15 protein-coding genes, 2 tRNA genes and 1 pseudogene are annotated in these 14,060 nt (G+C 68.8%); 4 read left to right on the forward strand and 14 right to left on the reverse strand.

Translation table 11 applies throughout. From position 1 onward, the window contains the following. Positions 1-62: 62 nt before the first annotated feature. Genes IE198_RS15845 through IE198_RS15870 form a run of 6 tightly spaced genes read right to left on the reverse strand, consistent with a single transcriptional unit; the run spans position 63 to position 4,406 of the window. Complete coding sequence (locus tag IE198_RS15845) at positions 63-755, reverse strand: class E sortase (RefSeq protein ID WP_189886969.1); 693 nt, start codon at positions 753-755, stop codon at positions 63-65. Positions 756-806: 51 nt separating this feature from the next. Continuing rightward, a complete protein-coding gene (locus IE198_RS15850) occupies positions 807-2,033 on the reverse strand; it encodes a class E sortase (RefSeq protein WP_373299877.1) in 1,227 nt (408 codons plus the stop codon). After that, positions 2,030-2,668: an aminodeoxychorismate/anthranilate synthase component II gene (locus tag IE198_RS15855; protein WP_189886971.1), complete on the reverse strand. Its 639-nt coding sequence runs from the start codon at positions 2,666-2,668 to the stop codon at positions 2,030-2,032. Before IE198_RS15855 ends, IE198_RS15850 begins: the two co-directional genes overlap by 4 nt. Beyond that, positions 2,665-2,841: a hypothetical protein gene (locus IE198_RS15860; RefSeq protein WP_189886973.1), complete on the reverse strand. Its 177-nt coding sequence runs from the start codon at positions 2,839-2,841 to the stop codon at positions 2,665-2,667. The genes IE198_RS15855 and IE198_RS15860 overlap by 4 nt, the downstream gene beginning before the upstream one ends. A 56-nt stretch (positions 2,842-2,897) precedes the next feature. Beyond that, on the reverse strand, positions 2,898-3,608 hold the full coding sequence (locus tag IE198_RS15865; RefSeq protein WP_189887270.1) for a class E sortase: 711 nt from the start codon (positions 3,606-3,608) through the stop codon (positions 2,898-2,900). Positions 3,609-3,638: 30 nt separating this feature from the next. Next, on the reverse strand, positions 3,639-4,406 hold the full coding sequence (locus IE198_RS15870) for a DUF881 domain-containing protein (RefSeq protein WP_189886975.1): 768 nt from the start codon (positions 4,404-4,406) through the stop codon (positions 3,639-3,641). A gap of 140 nt (positions 4,407-4,546) precedes the next feature. Here IE198_RS15870 and crgA point away from each other — a divergent pair, with 140 nt between their 5' ends. Then, positions 4,547-4,801, forward strand: a complete 255-nt coding sequence (gene crgA, locus IE198_RS15875) for a cell division protein CrgA (protein ID WP_189886977.1) — start codon at positions 4,547-4,549, stop codon at positions 4,799-4,801. 274 nt (positions 4,802-5,075) lie between these two features. Here the strand turns inward: crgA and IE198_RS15880 are convergent, their stop codons facing one another. Further along, on the reverse strand, positions 5,076-5,975 hold the full coding sequence (locus tag IE198_RS15880) for a rhomboid family intramembrane serine protease (RefSeq protein ID WP_189886978.1): 900 nt from the start codon (positions 5,973-5,975) through the stop codon (positions 5,076-5,078). A 124-nt stretch (positions 5,976-6,099) separates the two neighbouring features. Beyond that, complete coding sequence (locus IE198_RS15885) at positions 6,100-6,627, reverse strand: peptidylprolyl isomerase (RefSeq protein ID WP_189886980.1); 528 nt, start codon at positions 6,625-6,627, stop codon at positions 6,100-6,102. Between the two features lie 276 nt (positions 6,628-6,903). Between IE198_RS15885 and IE198_RS15890 the strand changes: the two genes are divergently transcribed. After that, the gene (locus IE198_RS15890) at positions 6,904-7,584 is read left to right on the forward strand and encodes a DUF5324 family protein (protein WP_189886982.1); all 681 of its coding nucleotides are present in this window, start codon (positions 6,904-6,906) and stop codon (positions 7,582-7,584) included. A 625-nt stretch (positions 7,585-8,209) separates the two neighbouring features. On the opposite strand, the pseudogene IE198_RS15895 reads toward IE198_RS15890, so the two are convergent. Then, positions 8,210-8,614: pseudogene (locus IE198_RS15895) on the reverse strand (DUF6344 domain-containing protein); the annotation flags it as partial. 444 nt (positions 8,615-9,058) lie between these two features. Then, positions 9,059-9,131 (reverse strand) — tRNA-Ala (locus IE198_RS15900). A gap of 190 nt (positions 9,132-9,321) precedes the next feature. Between IE198_RS15900 and IE198_RS15905 the strand changes: the two genes are divergently transcribed. Both IE198_RS15905 and IE198_RS15910 read left to right on the forward strand, forming a co-directional pair. Then, positions 9,322-9,870 carry a helix-turn-helix domain-containing protein gene (locus IE198_RS15905; protein WP_189886984.1) on the forward strand — a complete coding sequence of 183 codons (549 nt, stop codon included), beginning with the start codon at positions 9,322-9,324 and terminating at the stop codon, positions 9,868-9,870. Positions 9,871-9,919: 49 nt separating this feature from the next. After that, entirely contained in the window at positions 9,920-11,230 is a 1,311-nt protein-coding gene (locus tag IE198_RS15910) for a serine/threonine-protein kinase (RefSeq protein WP_189886986.1), read from the forward strand. A gap of 27 nt (positions 11,231-11,257) precedes the next feature. Here the strand turns inward: IE198_RS15910 and IE198_RS15915 are convergent, their stop codons facing one another. The 4 genes from IE198_RS15915 to IE198_RS15930 all read right to left on the reverse strand — a co-directional run bounded on the left by IE198_RS15915 (position 11,258) and on the right by IE198_RS15930 (position 13,987). Then, a complete protein-coding gene (locus tag IE198_RS15915) occupies positions 11,258-12,679 on the reverse strand; it encodes a hypothetical protein (RefSeq protein WP_189886988.1) in 1,422 nt (473 codons plus the stop codon). A 269-nt stretch (positions 12,680-12,948) separates the two neighbouring features. Next, positions 12,949-13,083: a DLW-39 family protein gene (locus IE198_RS35225; protein WP_003958712.1), complete on the reverse strand. Its 135-nt coding sequence runs from the start codon at positions 13,081-13,083 to the stop codon at positions 12,949-12,951. Positions 13,084-13,261: 178 nt separating this feature from the next. After that, positions 13,262-13,335, reverse strand: a tRNA-Ile gene (locus IE198_RS15925). An 82-nt stretch (positions 13,336-13,417) separates the two neighbouring features. After that, positions 13,418-13,987, reverse strand: a complete 570-nt coding sequence (locus tag IE198_RS15930) for a DUF3566 domain-containing protein (RefSeq protein WP_189887272.1) — start codon at positions 13,985-13,987, stop codon at positions 13,418-13,420. Between the last annotated feature and the right edge of the window lie 73 nt (positions 13,988-14,060).

The following is a 14,060-nucleotide window of genomic DNA, read 5'->3' on the forward strand; positions in this document are numbered from 1 at the left end:
ACCGCCGAAGAAATCCTCGAATCCCTCGCCCGCTTCTGCCGACGGATCTCCGGCGCAGGACACTAGCGGAGCTCCGCCGGCGGGGTGCGCGAGGCGTCGACCTTCTCCGTGCGCTCCAACTCGCCCCACACGATGTACCGGTAGTCGGACGTGTAGATCGGCGTGCAGGTGGTCAGCGTGATGTAGCGGCCGGGCTTGGTCCTGCCGGATTCCTCGGGGACCGGCTGCAGGACGTCCACGTTGTACTTCGAGGTCTTCGGCAGCGTCTGGTAGACCTTGTAGACGTACCAGGTGTCCTTGGTCTCGAAGACGATCGGATCGCCGTTCTCGATCTTGTGGATGTTGTGGAACTTGGCTCCGTGCCCGTCCCGGTGGGCGGCCAGCGTGAAGTTGCCCTTGTCGTCCCAGGGGAGGGCCGCCTTGATCGGTTCTGTGTAGTAGCCGGCGATGCCGTCGTTGAGGTCCGCGGTGTCGGTGCCCTTCTTCACCAGGACCTCACCGTCGCCCATCGCGGGTACGTGGAGGAAGCCGATGCCGTCCTGGAGGTTCAGGTCCTTCTTGTCCGAGCTCTCGGGGCCGCCGTCCGCCCAGTCCTCGCGGATCCGGTCGCCCTGCCTGGAGGCTTCACGGTCGGCAAGGACGTTGGTCCACCACAGCGAGTAGACGACGAAGAGCCCCAACACCACGCCCGCGGTGATCAGCAGCTCTCCGAAGACACTGATGGCGCCGGTGATCCGGCCTCGTGCACGTGCCACTGCACCTTTTCCCTGTCTTGAAGTGTCTCGGCCTTGAAGTGTCTCGGCGTCTCAGGCGACGAGTGCGTCGGGTTTGCCCTTGCTGCGCGGCCGTTCCTCGACCATCTTGCCCCACACGATCATTCGATAGGTACTCGTGAATTCCGGGGTGCACGTCGTCAAAGTGATGTACCGGCCGGGCTTTGTGAACCCGGACTGCTCCGGTACGGGACTGATCACGCTCACGTTCGACGGCAGGGTCTGCGGAAGGATGCTCGCCATCTCGTACGTGTAGTAGGTGTCCCGTGTCTCGACGACGATAGGGTCCCCCGGCTCGAGGCGGTTGATGTACCGGAACGGTTCGCCATGGGTGTTGCGGTGCCCCGCGACCGCGAAGTTGCCCTGCTTGTCCTCGGGCATCGCCGTCTTGAGCTGTCCCTCGCCGTAGTGGCCGACCATGCCCCGGTCGAGCACGCTCTGCTTGTCGATGCCCTCGGCGATCGGCACGACGACGTCCAGTTTGGGGATGTACATCATGGCGAAGCCCTGGCCGGGCTCGAAGGCGTCGGGCTTGCGGCCCTTCGCCCAGTCCTGCTGGATCTGGTCGGCCGCCCTGTCGGCCTGCTGGCCTGCGAGCACGTTCGTCCACCACAACTGGTACGTGACGAACAGCAGCATCAGGACGCCGAGGGTGATGAACAGTTCACCGATGGCACGGCTGGCGATGACCGTCGGACTGTCCTTGGCCGCTCGCGCGGCACGCCGGGCCTCTACGCGGCTGAGCGGCCTCCCCGGTTCCGACGACTCCACGGGCCGCGCGGCAGCACGCCTACGGCCCCGCCCCTTGGCCGCGCGGCGCCGCTCCGCCCGGCCCGGGCCCGGGGGTGTCTGGGCGGCACGGCGGGTGTCGGAGGTCCGCAGGGCCACCGTCTCGTCGTCGGACACGACGATCGGATCGGACACCGGGGCACGTACCTGCTCCGGCTCCGGCGCGGCCTCTGCGGGCACGGCCGCCTGCTCGTTCGCGTACCAGTCGCGTCCGTGTTCCTCCGGGGGGTGCACGGGGTACTGCCCGCCCGACCATTCCTGCTGCTGTCCGTACGTCGCCGGAGGCGACTGCTGCTGTGCCTCGTCGGCCGCCGGAATGTTCGTCGTCCGGAACCACGGCGAGCCGTGCCCGCCGGGAGGGACCGGATCCGTCAACGGGTCGTACGGCGGCTCGCCCTGGCTCTCCGACTCGAACCCGTAACGGGGTTCGTACTCGTGCTCGTGCTCGTGCCCGGGGCGCACGGCACTCACGCCAGAGCCTTGCCCACCACCGGTGCGAGCCCTGCCGAACGCCCGACCGCCCCGGCGTCGCCGCACTGCTCCAGCCAGTTGGCGAGCATCCGATGGCCGTGCTCGGTCAGAACCGACTCGGGATGGAACTGCACACCCTCCACCGGCAGTTCACGGTGGCGCAGCCCCATGATGATGCCGTCCGCCGTGCGCGCCGTAACTTCCAGCTCCTGCGGGAACCGCGCCGGCTCGGCCGCGAGCGAGTGGTAGCGGGTCGCGGTGAAGGGCGACGGCAGGCCGGCGAAGACGCCCGTGCCTTCGTGGATGACCGGCGAGGTCTTGCCGTGCAGCAGTTCCGGCGCCCGGTCCACGACGCCGCCGTAGGCCACGGTCATCGACTGCATGCCCAGGCAGACGCCGAACACGGGTACGCCGGTGGCGGCGCAGTGCCGCACCATGTCGATGCAGACACCGGCCTCCTCGGGAGCGCCGGGGCCGGGGGAAAGCAGCACGCCGTCGAAGCCGTCCTGAGCGTGCTCCAGGGCGACTTCGTCGTTGCGCACGACCTCGCACTGCGCACCGAGCTGGTACAGGTACTGGACGAGGTTGAAGACGAAGCTGTCGTAGTTGTCGACGACGAGAATGCGTGCGCTCATCGAGCCGCACCTCCCTCTCCGTCGACCGTCACGTCACCGAAGGGGAGCAATGGCTCCGCCCACGGGAAGACGTACTGGAACAGCACGTAGACGACCGCAAGGACGAGCAGGAGCGAGAGGGCCGCCCGCACCCACACGTTGCCAGGCAGATGCCGCCAGATCCAGCCGTACATGCCGTCCCTTTCCGTTCGGTACGGCACCAGACTAAAGGGCCGCACGGGCGCGTGGGTCAGCTGTGCAGACCCGGCGGTTTGCCGTCGGTCACAGACTGCGTCGCGTCGAGGTACGCCCAGACGACAAGCCGGTGGCTGCTGCCCCACTCCGGCTCGCATGTGGTGAGCGTCAGATAGCGCCCCGGCTCGTCGAAAGCGGCTGCCTCGTCCTTCAGCGGCCGGGGCATCGGCTCGATGACGCCGACATCGCTCGGGACGGTCCGGTACGGCTTGCTCGCGATGCGGTAGGTGAACCATGTCGTCCCGTCCGTGAGCACCACTTCGTCACCGGGGCGCAGCTTCGGGAAGTCCTTGAAGGGATCCCCGTGGGTGCGGCGGTGCCCGGCGACCGCGAAGTTGCCCTTGGCACCGAGGACGGCGGTGGAGGCGTAGTGCCCCAGGCCCTTCTTGAGCGTGTCGGTCCCGGTGCCCTGGAGGACGGGCCAGTCCCAGGCCTCGCCGAATCGAGGGATGTACATGACCGCGAACGGCTGACCCGGCTCGTATTCCACCGGCGCCGCCGGCGGAGGGCCTCCACCGCGAGAGGGCGCCGGCGGCTCCAGCGGCTCTGCCGCCCAGCCGGCCTCCAGCCGGTCGATCTCGCGGTCGGTGGCGCTCTGCGCCCTGATCCCGGTCCAGAAAAGCAGATGGACGACGAACAGCACGATCAGTGTGCCGATGGTGATGCACAGTTCGCTGAAGGTCCTCAGCAGCGCACGCGGCGACATCTTCACCGGCTCCCCCAAGCGCCACAGGCCTTACAGGACAGGCTTCGCGTAGTGCAGATCCACTGTGCCCGAGTAGCCCGGAAGAGTCACCGTCTCGTTCTCGTCGACCTGCCACCCGAGCCCGTACGCCTCGACGTACAGCTGGTAGTTCTGGATCGCGGGGGATTCGGCGAGGGCCTTCTTGAGCTTCTCCTGGTCACCGACAGCGGTGACCTTGTAGGGCGGTGAGTAGACACGGCCCTGAAGGATGAGCGTGTTGCCCACGCACCGTACGGCGCTGGTGGAGATCAGCCGCTGGTCCATGACCCGGATGCCCTCGGCGCCGCCCTGCCACAGCGCGTTGACGACGGCCTGGAGGTCCTGCTGGTGGATGACCAGGTCGTTGGCCTGCGGCTCGGGGTAGCCGGGCGCGGCCCGGGCGTCCGGCGGGGCGTCGTTGAGCGTCACCGTCAGGGCACTGCCCTTGAGCGGGTCGGTCCCGGCGGACCTCTGCAGCGCCTTCAGCTTCGCGTCCTCGGCCTGCGTGGAACCGTCGTCGCGCTGCGCCAGGGCGTCCACGTCGCTGCGCACGGCCGAGGTGGACTCCTCCAGCTCGCCGTTCTTGTCGCTGCGCTGCTTGATCAGGTCGGCCAGCTTCAGTAGGGAGTCGTCCGTGCGCAGATCGGTACCCTTGGCGGTGTTGAAGCTGGTCACGAAGATCAGTCCCGCGAGGGCGAAAACGGCAGCCGTCAGCAGCCGGACCGGTCGCCGGACGAATCGGCGAACAGGGCCTTGTGGGGAGTCGGCAGAATTGCTCAACGTACCCTTATCTCCTTCGGCACCGCGGAAGCACTACGCTAACGGACGCCCGGGGGCAGCAGTGGCCCCCCTGGCTCCATCCCCGGCGCCAGCCACAGTTCCCTGCGCGGTCACGCAGCGCATCGACAGGAGAGTCCCTCGTGCCGAAGTCACGTATCCGCAAGAAGGCCGACTTCACGCCGCCGCCGGCCGCGAAGGCGGCGACCATAAAGCTGACCAACCGCAGCTGGGTCGCGCCGGTGATGCTCGCGCTGTTCCTGATCGGACTCGCCTGGATCGTCCTCTTCTATGTGACCGAGGGCGACCTGCCGATCAAGAGCTTCGGCAACTGGAACATCGTCGCCGGCTTCGGTTTCATCGCCGCGGGCTTCGGCGTCTCCACCCAGTGGAAGTGACTGCCGCGCCGTCGGCTCCCTGAAGCTCCGGCCGCGGGTTGTCCACACCGTTTTCCACAGGCCGGGGAAAAGGTCAGACGATCTGTGGATAACTCTCGGGCCGTTGACGCCGATGTGACTGCGTCACCCATGCCGGTGAAGCGATCCGCCCCTTGCCGCTCCTGGAAAATCCCAGGTCAGCGGCGAGGGGCACGCTTGTTCCCCACGGGATGCACAAGATCCGCCACACGCTGTGGACAACTCTGGGGAAAGCTCCTCCGTCGTCGCCTCACGGTCAGGTGATGGAGGCGGTCCTGATGACGACCGCGCCGACGGCGGCAAGCAGCACGAGCGCGCAGGTGGCGAACTGCACGGCGGTGCGCCGCTTGCCCTGCGGGGCGTGGACGAGGCCGTAGGCCATCACGGCCCCTGCGACCAGGCCGCCGATGTGCGCCTGCCAGGCGATGCCCTGCCAGAAGAACGTGATGACCAGGTTGATCCCGATGAGCACGGCGATGGGCCGCAGGTCGTGGTTGAGCCGGCGCATCAGCACCACGGTGGCGCCGAGCAGACCGTAGATCGCACCGGAGGCCCCGAGGGAGCCCTGTGGCGGCACTTCGAGCAGATAGGTCAGAGCGCTGCCGGCCAGCCCGGAGATCAGGTAGAGCGCCAGATAGCGGACCCGACCCAGCGCCTCCTCCAACGGGCCGCCCAGCCACCACAGCAGCAGCATGTTGAAGAAGATGTGCCAGATCTCCTCATGCAGGAACATCGCCGTGGCCAGGCGGTACCACTCGCCGTCCGCCACCCCGACGACTTCCGTCAGGCGTGGGTCGTAGGCCAGGCCGATCATCGTGAACCGGTGGACGAACTCTTCCCTCAGCCCGAGCGCCAGGCCGAACATGACGATGTTGATCGCCAGAATGACCTTGGTCACCAGCCGCGGGTCCGCCGCAATGGCGCCGCCCGCGATGGTGCGCGGCCTGTTGGCGCCCGGTGCGTGTCCCGTACCGGCCCCCGTGCGGACGCACTCCGGGCAGTGGAAACCGACTGACGCGTCGACCATGCAGTCCGTGCAGATCGGGCGCTCGCAGCGGGTACAGCTGATCCCCGTCCCACGGCCCGGATGCCGGTAGCAGTTGGGCAGGCCGTGGGTGCCCTGCGGCTCCTGTGGACTGCCTGGCGCCTGGTCCATGAGGTCACCTCATCAATCTGGGCTCGCGACGTCGCCCCGCCCATCCTTACGGACGGACGGGGCGAAAAGGTTCCCCTGGGAACCCGGCGACGACGTGCTGCAGAGCGTCTCGACGACGAGGCGCTCAGCGCGTCTCGACGACGACCGACTCGATCACGACGTCATTGAGCGGACGGTCGGTGCGCGGGTTGGTCTTGGTGCTCACGATCGCGTCGACGACCTTCTTGCCCGCCTCGCTGCTGACCTCACCGAAAATGGTGTGCTTGCGCGTCAGCCAGGCGGTCGGCGACACGGTGATGAAGAACTGCGAACCATTGGTACCCGGGCCGGCGTTGGCCATGGCCAGCAGGTACGGCTTGTCGAAGGCCAGCTCCGGGTGGAACTCGTCCCCGAACTCGTAGCCCGGGCCGCCCGTACCGTTGCCCAGGGGGTCGCCGCCCTGGATCATGAAGCCGCTGATCACGCGGTGGAAGACCGTGCCGTCGTAGAGCCTGTCCGTGGACTTCTTGCCGGTCCCCGGGTGGGTCCACTCGCGCTCACCCTGTGCGAGTTCGACGAAGTTCTTGACCGTCTTGGGCGCATGGTTCGGCAGGAGCCGGATCTCGATGTCGCCTTGGTTGGTCTTCAGGGTGGCGTAAAGCTGCTCGGCCACGATGTGCCTTCCGTAAGTCGTCTCTGACGGCTCACGATCCTCGCACGGAAGGAGCGTCGTACGGAGAAATGCAGCGGGTCGTCGTAGGCCCGGCGCCTTCTGTGCCGAACAGTGGCATCGTCGTCCACATGCTCCCGACATGACCCGGATGCCCGCCCCACATGCCGGGGCGGCGTTCAACGGGCATGATTTCGAACCGGGTGGATAGGCGGAACAGAGCCCCAACCGGGGACAAACTCCGGTCACCCTCAGTACGCCACCGAGGAGGAGGATCCCGTGACCCGCATGGACAGCGTGCGCGCCGCGACCGGTACGGCGAAGGACAGCGTGCTGCACGCCGCGGACGTGGTGGCGCCTTACGCCGGCACGGCCAAGGACCAGGCCGCGCATTATGCGCACGAGGCCCGCGTACGGCTCGCGCCGAAGGTTTCCCAAGCCGTCACTGCGGCCCGTGTTCAGTACGGAAGCCGTGTCGCACCGCACGTGCCGCCGAAAGTCGATGTGGCCGCGCGCCGCGCCGCGGTGCAGGCCAGGAGGGCCGCCCGTCAGGCGGCCGACTACACAGTCCCTCGCGTCGAGCACGCGATGGCCGCTGCTCAGCCCGTTCGTGAGCAGGCTGCGGCCCGTTCTGCTGCCGCTCTGGCCGGGCTACGCGGTCAGGTGACGGCCAAGGAGATCCGGAAGCTTGTGAGGAAGCACGAGCGACGGTCACGGGCCGGACGCCTCGCCAAGGGCCTCGCGGTCCTGGGCGCACTGGCCGGCGGAGCTTTCGCCGCATGGAAGTGGTGGGACAAGCAGGCCAATCCCGACTGGCTGGTGGAACCACCCGCCGCGACGGAAGTTTCCGACCGTGCCCCGCTGACGTCGGTCGACGGCAGTTCACAGACCGGGCTGGACCGTGAGGGGCAAGCGAAGCAGGACGAGGCAGAAACCGGGGATCGCGACGACCGTCGCTGACGGTCCGTCGTCCTTCGGACTTCGGGCGCCGGGAGTGGAGAAAGCTCCCGGCGCCTCATGCTGCGACGAGCGCGGTGAGCGCGGCCCGGATCTCCTGCTCGGCGCGGAGTTCCTGCTCGAGGCGGGCGTCCTGCGCCGGGCGGGCGTCCAGCGACACGACACCGGCGGTCCGGAAGTCGGCCGGAACGACGACCGCCGAGCCTTCGGGGGCGTGGCCGTCGGGGGCGGCGTCCGGAACGACGACCACAGAGCCGTCGGGGGCGGCGTCCGGAACGACCACCACGGAACCGTCGGGGGCGGCGTCCGGCGAACCTGCGGAGACGGCGGCCGGGGAGACGGCCAAGACCGCGTCCGGCGAACCTGCCGAGACGGCGGCCGGGGAGACGGCCAAGACCGCGTCCGGCGAACCTGCCGAGACGGCGGCCGGGGGGACGGCCGGGGAGGTGGCCGTGGGCGCCTCGGAGGGGGTCGCCGGAGATTCAGCGGGAGCGTGGGTCCGGGAGTCGGACGGGGCGGCTGCGGAAGAGCTCACCGGGGCGTCCGCGGTAGAGCCTGCCGCAGTGCCGGCCGACGAGCCACCATCGGAAACGGTGGCCACCGGATCCACGGGGGACGCGCCGGTGGCAGGAGCGGCGGCGGAGCCTGAGGACGCACCGGCGGAAGCTCCCGCGCCCAGGGAGGCTGCAAGGGTCCTGGCCGGCGCGGCGCCGCTCGGGTCGAGAGCCGGCAGGTGTCGCACGGAGGGCGACGAGCCGTGGGCCTCGGCGCCGATGCGCTGCTTCATCGTCGGCGGCAGCGACCGGTCTCGTGCCGTTGGCGGCGTCGGCCGTGTGGCCGTTCGCCTGCTCTGGGCCGGCACGGTCGCGCGCCGCGCCTTCGGGCGGGTGGTGTCGACCGGCTCGTCCGCCGACTGCGCGGCCGGCTGGGCCGAGGCGGCAGCGGTGCCGGTGGTGAGCCCCACCGAGGCAAGCAGAGCAAAGAACGCGGTGATGAACGCGGTCCACAGATTCCTGACCTTGAAGGCGGCCATGACCCCTCACTTTCGGGTTGAGCGCTTTACATACCTTCCTCATGATCTGTACGCATCTCGAGAAGTGGGGGAGCGACGCCGCCACTGCGCAGTTCTTCTGATGAACACCACCCAGATGGTCCAGCCGGCCGTCCCGCAGCCCCGACTTGCGCGCCCACCGGCGCCCCTCCAGGGCTTCTCCGTTCTCGGCGTGCCTCCACGACCGCGCAGGTCAGCACATGCGAAACGGTTCTGGCCGGGTTGCCTCTACGAGCCATGACAGTGCCGGCCCGCCGCCTCGACAAGAACCTGAAACCCCTCCATGGCGCAATGCCGAGGGGAACGGAAGCAGCGGCGGCCGATTCGACAGATCCGGTGGACGCCGCTAGGAGGGCCAGGGGCCGGTCATATGAACACGAAAAGGTCCCCCGCCCGGCTTCTGCGGGCGAGGGACCTCTCCTGATGTGGAGCCTAGGGGAGTCGAACCCCTGACATCTGCCATGCAAAGACAGCGCTCTACCAACTGAGCTAAGGCCCCGGAACAGCGGAACGCCCGAGGAGAACGACGCCCCGGCAACCGCCGTGGAACAGAGTACCGGGTCACCCCCATGATCCTGCAAAAAGATTGGGGTGCCGGCTGGGACTCCCCGTCACCGACCACGCTCCGTAGGATGCACCACTAGGTTCGCGACAGCGAAGCCGCTTGGGGAAGCGATGGGGAGACGCACATGGACGCAGCGCAGCAGGAAACGACAGCAAGAGCCAGGGAACTGCAGCGCAGCTGGTACGGGGAGCCGCTCGGCGCTCTCTTCCGTCGTCTCATCGATGACCTGGGGCTCAATCAGGCCCGGCTCGCGGGCGTCCTCGGGCTCTCCGCTCCCATGCTGTCGCAGCTGATGAGCGGACAGCGCGCCAAGATCGGAAACCCTGCGGTGGTCCAACGCGTGCAGGCGCTGCAGGAGTTGGCCGGTCAGGTGGCCGACGGCAGTGTGAGCGCCGTGGAGGCGACTGCCCGGATGGACGAGATCAAGAAGTCGCAGGGTGGCTCCGTCCTCACCAGCACCAACCAGTCGACCGGCGGCTCGGGGGCGCCGACGGTCCGCCGCGTGGTGCGCGAGATCCAGTCCCTGCTGCGTTCGGTCGCGGCTGCCGGAGACATCATCGATGCGGCGGACTCCCTCGCCCCGACCCATCCGGAGCTGGCAGAGTTCCTCCGGGTGTACGGCGCAGGGCGCACTGCTGACGCGGTCTCCCACTTCGAGTCGCACCAGAGCTGAACGGGCGGACAGTCGCCACAACAAGGAACCGGGGAGCTGGCGCAGCACAATGGGTGAGGTCTTCGCTGGTCGGTACGAGCTGATCGACCCGATCGGACGAGGTGGGGTCGGCGCGGTATGGCGCGCCTGGGACCACCGTCGTCGCCGGTATGTGGCGGCGAAGGTTCTGCAGCAGAGCGATGCACACACCCTGCTCCGCTTCGTGCGTGAGCAGGCGCTGCGGATCGACCATCCTCATGTCCTCGCCCCGGCCAGCTGGGCCGCGGACGACGACAAGGTGCTGTTCACCATGGACCTGGTGAGCGGCGGCTCCCTGGGCCATGTCATCGGTGATTACGGGCCGCTGCCGGCGCGGTTCGTGTGCACCTTGCTGGATCAGCTGCTGTCCGGACTTGCCGCGGTGCACGCGGAGGGGGTCGTGCACCGCGACATCAAACCGGCCAACATCCTGATGGAGGCGACGGGGAAGGGGAGACCGCACCTGCGGGTCTCCGACTTCGGAATCTCCATGCGCAAGGGCGAGCCCCGGCTGACCGAGACCAACTACGTGATCGGCACGCCCGGTTACTTCGCACCGGAGCAGATGCTCGGTGCGGAGCCGGACTTCACCGCCGATCTCTTCGCGGTGGGTCTGGTCGGCCTCTATCTGCTCCAGGGCAGAAAGCCGGACTCCCAAGCCCTGGTCGAGCACTTCGCCCAGTACGGCACGCCGAGCGCCCCCCAGGGAATCCCGGAGCCGCTCTGGCAGGTGCTCGCGGGGCTGCTGCAGCCCGACCCGCAGGCGCGGTTCCGCAGCGCCACAGGGGCGCGCAAGGCTCTCACGGCCGCCGTGGAGATGCTTCCCGAACCGGCGCCGGGCGAGGAGGCCGTCGAGATCTTCGACCAAATCGGCCCGCTTCCCGCCGGCTTCGGCCCGAACGGCCCGGAATCGGCGTCCCACCAGGCTTCTGCCCAGGCACCGCAGCAGCCCTCCTTCCCGTCGGAGACGGGTAGCTTCCATCTCGCCCCGCCACCTCAGCAGCCGCCCGCCCGGCCACCGCACACGGCCCAGCCGCAGCCTCCGTCCCCGATGCCGGTCCCGGCCGACTCCACTCCGAGCCCGCCGCAGGTCCACCCCTCGGCGCCCGCGGCCGCTCCTGTCGCCTCGCATGCCGTCTCCCCCCAGCAGATCCAGCAGACCCAGCAGACGCCGCCGTCGTACGGCGGGCCTTCTACCAGTGCTTACACCGCTCAGGGCCCTCAGGTTCCACACCCGGGCGCTCGAAAGCGGCCGGGACCGCCCTCGAAGGTCGCGGTCCCGGTGCTGCTCGTCGCTGTGCTGTGCTTCGCCGTGGGGATCTGGGCTCTGACCCAGGTCTGATCCCTCGCCGCGCCCGCCGGCAGGCGGTTACTGCCCCGGCGGCGGCCCGTACTGCCCGTACCCGTGGCTCTGGCCGGGCGCCTGGCCGTATCCCGGAGCAGCGGCCTGTACGGGTCCCTGCGGCCCGGCCTGGCCCGGCAGCAAGACGGCCGCCGGTTCCGTTTCCTGTGGCGTACGGCGCCGGGCCAGCAGCGTCCAGGCGCCGAGTCCGAGCACCAGAACGGTCCCCGTGCCGATGCCTCCGGCGGCAACGAGCATCATCGTGTCGCTCTGCGCCGCGGCCTCGGCGCTCTTGCCGCTCTCCGCCGCCTCGTAATCGTCCTCGTCGACCCGGAACTCGTCGGCCGGCCCCGCGTAGGCGGGCGCCGCCTCCGGCTCACCCTTGAGGTTCACCCGCAGCGTCAGCGGGACCGGGTTCTTGCCGAACGACTCCGCGATCTCCGGGCTGAGCGTGACCGAGAGGTAGTACCAGCCGGCGAATCTCATGGCGGCGGCCGAGTCGTCGGAGGCATAGCGGTTCTCGTACGCCACCGGTGGCAGCGGGTCCAGCGAGACCGTCTTCTGCTTGCCGTCGTAGTACATGCTCGAGTCGTCGCCGACAAAGCCCCTCGCCGGGTTGTACAGAGCGAGCACCAGGGCGTTGCTGACGCTCTGGGCGTCGTCGGCGGCCGGACTGTTGGCGAGGTCGGCACCGGCGAAGAGCTGCTGCCCCCAGTCGACCGGCACCCGGTAGAACAGGGTCTCTCCGGGCTTGATCGAGTCCTGCCATTCGCCCTGGCTGAGGCCCGTGGAGTCGTGGAAGCTGGTGCCGCCGTGACGCTTCTGCGGTCCGTCGGCCGGTGCCGCCGGTGAGGCGGAGGGCCAGTTCTCCGGCGCCTGTGTGGGTGCCGCGGCCTTCAGGCCCGGCTCGGAGACGAAACGGAGTTCCACGTCCCAGGGCTCGGGGCCGGCCGCCCCGTCACCGGACCTCTCCAGGAGCACGTAGTACGCACCTGCTTCCTGGCAGCTGTTGCCGTCCTTCTCGATCCTACGGCTCGCGAGGTCGGCCACCGGCCGCGCATAGGACGCGGAACCGAACTCGGCGGTGCCGTCGCTGCACGCCGTTCCGGAGCCGTCCTCGATGCTCACCTCGAGCTTGTCCATGTAATCGACCTTGGTGCCCGGCTCGGGAACGGCCACCGCCGAGACATAGGCGTTGGACTTGTCGTCCAGGTCGATGCGGTAATAGCGCTTCTCACCCGGCTTGATCGAGTCCTTGTACGTCGATCCGGCCGTCAGCTCGGGGCCGTTGATGTTGGCCTCGGTGCCCTTGACCGGCTTCGCCTCACTGTCGAAGACGTACGGGCTGGGTTCGCCCACCGCCCACGACTGCCCCGGCAGCGCGGTCACCGCGCACATCGCCGCAATCCCGGCCAGCGCCCCCCGGCCCCTGCCGCGCTGCCTCTTCACGCGCTTCTCCTTGTGGTCGATGAGTCCGCCGGGTAGCCGGACGGGCCGGTGCCATCCTGCCCCGACCGCCCCTCCGCTGTCTGCGCGCGCGGGCGAATCATCCCCCTTGTCCCCCGCGGTGCGGCGCCGACTTCAGGCGTGCACCCGAAATCCACGGATTTGCACTAGCAACCGAAAGGTTCGCTCAGGTGAACCGCTTTCCTGTCCGGGACAGCACAGAGCCCCGGCCGCTTCCGCGACCGGGGCCCATGTCCAAGAAACGCTGCGTCTCACACACCCGAACCTGCGGGCACGGAGTCGGTCGCCTCCGTCCACAGATCCTGCTCGGCGCGATCCGCCTGGATCTGGCGGTACACGAGGAGCCCGCCGATGGCGGCCAGTGCGACCAGGAGGAGCTTCTTCACCGCGCGACCTCGTCTTTCCTTGACGTATGAGGACTTCTGGCGCCCGACTATACACACCGACCGATACCGATCGGTGACCTATGCCGATGCGCAGCCGCCCCATGCCCCGCCCCAACTCCGGTGGCCGGCAAAGCAACAGGCCCGGCGGGAGATTCTCCTGCCGGGCCTGTCGTCACTGTGGGGCTAACAGGATTTGAACCTGTGGCCTCATCCTTATCAGGGATGCGCTCTAACCAACTGAGCTATAGCCCCTCCGCGCTGCGCGCTGACCTCTGAAGATTAGCGCACACGCGGTGCAGCGCCAAAATCGGATTCCGTGGAGTGCTCCGCCGCGCTACTCGTCCTCGGCGAGCGTGAGCTCGACTCCGCCCACGAAACCGGCGGAGAGGTTGTAGATGAAGGCTCCGAGCGTCGCCAGTGCTGTGGCCAGCACCACGTCGATCACCGCGATGACCGAGGTGAAGATGAGCACGCGCGGCAGCGAAAGGAATGACTGGAGATCGAAGCCGTTGCTCTCGTTCGAGCCGGTGGCCTCGCTGATCGTTCCGCCGACGGTCGAGAAGACGCCCATCGCGTCCATGACCATCCAGAGCACCGCGGCGGCCACCACGGTGCAGATACCCAGCGCGATGGAGAGCAGGAAGCTGACCTTCATCACCGACCACGGGTCGGCCTTGGCCACCCGAAGCCGTGCCTTGCGCGTACGCGGCGTCGTACGCGCCCCTGTGCGGGGCCGGCGCACCGCCGCGCCCGAATCCTGGCCCGCCCGCTGCTGTCCGCCCTGTGACCCGCCTGGCGCCGCGTACGCCTGCGGTGGGTGGTACGGCTGGCCGACCTGCTGCGGGGCAGGCTGCTCGCCGCCAAACATCTGGTACGGGGGCTGCTGCCCCCGGGTGTCCGTCACTGTGGCCCCCTGGGAGTCCGCGGCAGGGCCACGGGCACCGTTCTCTCCGGATCCGGTCGATCCGGCGCCCGTG

The sequence above is a fragment of the Streptomyces xantholiticus genome (genome assembly GCF_014651015.1).
Lineage (GTDB): Bacteria > Actinomycetota > Actinomycetes > Streptomycetales > Streptomycetaceae > Streptomyces > Streptomyces xantholiticus.

What these genes read in the sequence shown, in the direction of transcription:
- IE198_RS15855 (WP_189886971.1), bottom strand. Translation starts at nt 2,668, where the DNA reads ATGAGCGCACGCATTCTCGTCGTCGACAACTACGACAGCTTCGTCTTC.
- IE198_RS15860 (WP_189886973.1), bottom strand. Translation starts at nt 2,841, where the DNA reads ATGTACGGCTGGATCTGGCGGCATCTGCCTGGCAACGTGTGGGTGCGG.
- IE198_RS15905 (WP_189886984.1), top strand. Translation starts at nt 9,322, where the DNA reads ATGGACGCAGCGCAGCAGGAAACGACAGCAAGAGCCAGGGAACTGCAG.
- IE198_RS15880 (WP_189886978.1), bottom strand. Translation starts at nt 5,975, where the DNA reads ATGGACCAGGCGCCAGGCAGTCCACAGGAGCCGCAGGGCACCCACGGC.
- IE198_RS15865 (WP_189887270.1), bottom strand. Translation starts at nt 3,608, where the DNA reads ATGTCGCCGCGTGCGCTGCTGAGGACCTTCAGCGAACTGTGCATCACC.
- IE198_RS15910 (WP_189886986.1), top strand. Translation starts at nt 9,920, where the DNA reads ATGGGTGAGGTCTTCGCTGGTCGGTACGAGCTGATCGACCCGATCGGA.